The following is a 5,113-nucleotide window of genomic DNA, read 5'->3' on the forward strand; positions in this document are numbered from 1 at the left end:
GTGTTACCCGCTTCCGAAAGCGTGGAAGGGAAGGGCGTTTCTAGACTTTGTTGCGGTGCCCAACTTCCCGATTGGTTCTGTTCGTTGAGCAGGTAACCAACGGCTTTTTCCAGGATTGCAGCGTCAACGCCTACAATTTGCCCAATCAGTGCCAACAAGCTGAAGGCTAAGGCAGTGTGGAAGATGGACGTGTTATCACCACTCCATAATCCGAACCCGCCTGTATTAGGATTACGGAAGATGGTAAGGTAGCGATCGCGTCCTCCTTGCAAATTCTTTTTGAGATTCTGGGCATACTCCGGCGTCAGCTTCTCCTGGCGTTCCAAGTACCTGTAGAGAATGAAGTTCGGTAATGTAGAGGCATACGTTTGTTCGCAACATCCATAGGGATACTTAGCCAGAGATTCAACCCCTTCAATCACCGCTGCTTGTGCATTCGGCATCAAGGAGAGAATGCCCAAGGTAAAAATTTCATCTCCCGCTAAATCAAACACCCATTCGATGGGATTTTCCTCGGTTAACGGGGCAGTATAGCGCTGAATTTCCGGTTCTCCTGGTGGTTGCACTCTTAGCGGTGTATCGAGTTGAGACAGTTCTCGAAATCCATCTGTTTCTAACGACAACAAAACATTCGCATTTCCCACTTCAACCGCTTCAATCTGCCAGTTTACCAGTGTACTTTGCTTGGGTGCCAGCACTGTAATCACTTGCTCTTCCAGGTAAGCCCGAATTTTTTCAGTCTGGAGTTTGAGGGTAACCTCGTTGAACTCCTGATTCGATAGATTTTGCACAATCGTTCTCAGAGTACTCTTATCGCCCCAAATCATTTCTGATGGATTCTTGATGGTGGTAAACAGCGGATTTCTGACAATGACGCGATGAGTTACCATGCCAAAACTAGAAGCACCGATGATAAAGATAACGACATCGTATTCAGTAATCGCATCACTGCCTTTAAACTCAACCATTGCTGAAGTTGAACCCCTCTTAATATCAATAGGGTCGATACATTCAACTTCAATAAAATCTTCACGCACAACAAGAGAGGGAACTGAGGCAGATTGAGAGGTTTTGTAAGCTAACTCATCGACCCCTTCTTGAAAGAGATCGGGAGCACAACAATATAAGTTATAATCCAAGGCATCATCAACATCAGCCGCACCAAATCCGCCCGGTGCTGCTGCCATTGGTGACCTCATTATCATCTCCTGCCTCGGCACCATTCCTCTCGGCTGTCCCATTGCCGGATACACGGGAGGAGGTGGCGGCATCTGAATTAACTGATGGAGATTTGACCTTAATTCACGTTTAATATTTGATACATATTTTGGAGGTCTTGCCCAGGCTGTTTCAATCCGAATACCCGCGTTATACAGCTCTACATGGTAGATTTGAAACTCTTCAATGGCCTTGAAACTCTGTAGCACCTGAGACACCTCACTACTGGGATAGGTGCTAAGCAATAATGTTTTCAAGAATTGGTCTTTTTCCTTTATCCAGTTTTTTCCGGCTGAAGTAAGCTGCTTTATCCAGTTTTTTCCGGCTGAATTAAACTGCTTTTCTAATCCATATTCTTCGGATAGATGAATGAGAATTAGTCTACCTTTATGACTCTCATCCAAATATGACCATCCGTGCCACGATACACCAGCTAAATTAATTTGAGAAGTCTTGGTCTTTTCCTGAATTGTTGCCCATTCATTGATGGCAATTGGCGAAAAATGGTTTAGTTCTTTAGTTATTGCCTCTTGGTTGAAGCGAGTCCCTAGGACCTCATCCTTAGTTGCTCTGGGAATTCTTCTATCGATCAACCACGCAACAAGCTTAGCCTCTTCAGCAAGAGGTTGAGGGAAGTTGACTTTTACCTGAATGGGTTCGCCTGTGGCAACTTCACCAAGTCCTTCAGCTGTCGCTTGCCAAAGCGGAGATTTAGCGCTGTCGTCAGGAAGGTTTACAGGTATGGGAATATCCCGTTCTTGGAATTCTGGGAAATCTCTTAATACACTGATTTTTAACTTGAGAGGAGAGGCTACTTTTTTGGGAATCTTGAACGAAACTTGTCCCCTACTAGAGGATAGCTGGAAATCGATTGATCGCACCACTACATCCCCTATCAGTTCTGCTGAACCTACGGTAATCTTTTGAATGACATTGCGCCGTCCTTTTAGGCTAATCTCAACATTAACCTCTTCTCCGGCTGCGTATTCTGACTTATCTAAAGAGACATCAATCCAAATATCTTGAGACGCCCAAGGAATCACGCGAATAGATTCTTCTACTTCTTGCCGAACTCCTGCAACAACCGCTGATGCCGATATTTTGAAGGTTGTTGGGTCGTCAATATCCTGAAACTGCTTTTCATACACAACTTTGCCGCTGGCATTCGTTACTAATTTAGGATGTTTGACACTTTGCCAAAACTCATCTGAGCCTGCTATTAGTAAATCAATGGGGATTCCCTGTAGCGGCATACCCACCGGGTCTGTTACCTTGATTTCGAGTGCGATCGGAATATCAGGTTTTACGTCTTTAAGCGGTGATATAATATTAAGAGAGATATTGAACGGTTTGGTGACGACCGTATAAGTCCCCTGACAAGAACCCGTTCGAGATTGTGGGTCTTCTACTTCTATTTCCCATTCATAGATTCCGGATTCAGTCGCTGATAGATTGAACTCATAGTGACCATCTGGCAATTCTAAGTTAGACAAAGCATCCTCTCTAGCCAGAACTCTTTCTCCACTTTCGATCAGTTGATGAACAACCAGCTTGCCTTGTTTAACCTGTGCAACGGGTTCCCCAAAGAAATAGCGAATATTAACCGCTGCATGAGTTGGAGAATTGAATAAGAACCAGCGAGGGACTTGATGTTGAATTTCGATTTCTGGCTTCTCGAAGCGAATCACCTCAACCGAGGCTTCGTCAAGTTGCTCATCTTCCTGTTTCAGGACAAGTTTCCATTGTCCTGTGGGGTCATGTTCTGATAGTTCTAAGCGAAATAAGGTGAGAAGGGATTGTGATTGGATTGCGATCGCACGTCTTTCCACGCCACTGGGGTCAATCAGGGTAAGGCTTAGAGACTCTCCTGAGAGTTGAACAGCACCATCCTGATTCAGGTCACGATGAACAACAAATCCCTGAATATTAGCGCCAGGACGTACCTTCGCCGTAGGCAACCAAATTAATCCTTTCGTAACCACTTCCAGGTCTTTGAGGTGAATTAGACATTGCTCTAGAATGCCATTGTCTTCTGTCCAAAATCGCAGAAAAGAGGGCAGTTGCTCAGGTATATAGAGCAATTCACGAGTATCATTAACAACCCAACGTTCGTGTAAATTCAACGGGTCTTCGATGTGCAGTGTGCCTTTTTTTTCAACCCAGACGCGATAGTAGGAGCCTTTATCTTTGGGTAGCTGTTCTAAACCCCAAACTTCAAATTTCATGACCTCTTCCCCCAAATATGTGGCTCAATCTTGGCATAGCTTTTTTGAAGCGTCACGTATCTGAGGTGAATCATTACCCATTCCATGAAGATTCTTATATTTCGCGATCACTCGTAAAATTTTTCGCTGGCTTATCCCTCCAGGAGTTGGGGGAAAGCACAATTCCTAAGAAACTGGAATGTTTTGACATTAGCCAACATCACACCTGGGAGGAAGGACGCTCCCCAAGGCAACCTTATTGATAAAACTCAACAAAGTAAATTAAAATTACGTCTTAGGTTAGATTGACAATAAGCCACGGCTAATCGATTAGCGAAGAAAGTTCATCCCGAATTATCGAGTTGCCATAGCTAGTGGTCTGTCAACCAAGTTTTGATAGGTTTATAGTGAGCGCTCAATTCGCTAAAGCGCTTACTACGAACAGGATAAGCACCCCTCGAATCAAACTTGACACTCTACTAGGGACTGTCCAGAAGAACAGGAATTGGCGATCGCAAGTCATCAATTACCAGTGGCTCATGTCTATCAAATCTTAGATTTAAGAAGTGAAGGTAAAAATGAAACGTCTAATCGTTTGCTGTGATGGAACATGGCAACAATTAACCAGTCCTTGCCCAACCAATGTCGTTAAAATTGCGCAAGCGATTACACCGTTTGCTAATGATGGAACCCCTCAAGTACTCTACTACGAGCAGGGGGTGGGTACGGAGGATGAAGCCGACAAGATTTTTGGCGGTGCGTTTGGTAGAGGCATTGACGACCATATCCAAGATGCCTATCGCTTTTTGTGCCTCAACTATGTTGATGGAGATGAAATTTACCTGTTTGGCTTCAGTCGCGGCGCTTATACGGTAAGGAGTCTTGCCGGACTCATATACAATTCGGGTCTGTTAAGACGCTACCACATCCGTCAAGTGCCAAAAGCTTATGACCTTTACACGAGTAGGGGTAGTAAACCGGGTGACCAAGAGTGCATAGAGTTTCGGCAAAAGTATGGCGATCGCGTCCCGATTACTCTTTTGGGTTGTTGGGATACCGTGGGTTCTTTGGGAATTCCCGATCTAACCCCCTTCTTGCACCTCGACCAACGAATTAATAACAAATACCGGTTCCACGACACCCAACTCAATCGTATGATCCAAAACGCCCTCCATGCGGTGGCGATCGATGAGACACGTAAAGTCTTTGATGTGACGCCGATGGTGAAACATCCTGATGCCAAAGGTCAGGTTCTGCGCCAAGTATGGTTTCCAGGCGCTCATAGCTGTGTCGGCGGTGGGTCGGAGGATCATCGCAAACTCTCAGATGCAGCGTTGAAGTGGATGATCGACTCCGTTGGCGAATTAGGGTTAGGTCTTGAGTTCGATCTCAGCTACATTAATCCTGCGATCGAGACTGACTTTAGCTGCGATTTTCACTTTGAGGTCAAGAGTCTCATGGGTATAGCGGCAACATTGGCGGGAGCTATACTACGGGATGTTGACGCTGAGTTTGAGGACTTGCATGAAAGTGCCAAACTCCGCTGGAAAAAGCGATCGGACTATCGACCGGAAAACCTGAAAAAATACCTCGCTCAACTCGACCTTTAATAAACTGTTGTGCCTTTAATTCCCATTATCAGGTTTGTAGAAGAGTTAACATCAACCTATAATGTAGGGTGGGTTAGCAAT

Annotated in this window: 2 protein-coding genes; one reads left to right on the forward strand and one right to left on the reverse strand. The window is 45.0% G+C overall.

All coding sequences use genetic code 11. From position 1 onward, the window contains the following. Window positions 1-3,443, reverse strand: a 3,443-nt coding sequence (locus V6C93_RS13760; protein ID WP_333477225.1) for an alpha-2-macroglobulin family protein, incomplete at its 3' end; no start/stop codon positions are given. A gap of 557 nt (window positions 3,444-4,000) precedes the next feature. On the opposite strand from V6C93_RS13760, the gene V6C93_RS13765 reads away from it, so the two are divergent. Continuing rightward, complete coding sequence (locus tag V6C93_RS13765) at window positions 4,001-5,032, forward strand: DUF2235 domain-containing protein (RefSeq protein ID WP_333477226.1); 1,032 nt, start codon at window positions 4,001-4,003, stop codon at window positions 5,030-5,032. The last annotated feature ends 81 nt before the right edge of the window (window positions 5,033-5,113 follow it).

It is taken from the genome of Allocoleopsis sp. (genome assembly GCF_036703385.1).
Classification (GTDB): Bacteria; Cyanobacteriota; Cyanobacteriia; order Cyanobacteriales; family Coleofasciculaceae; genus Allocoleopsis.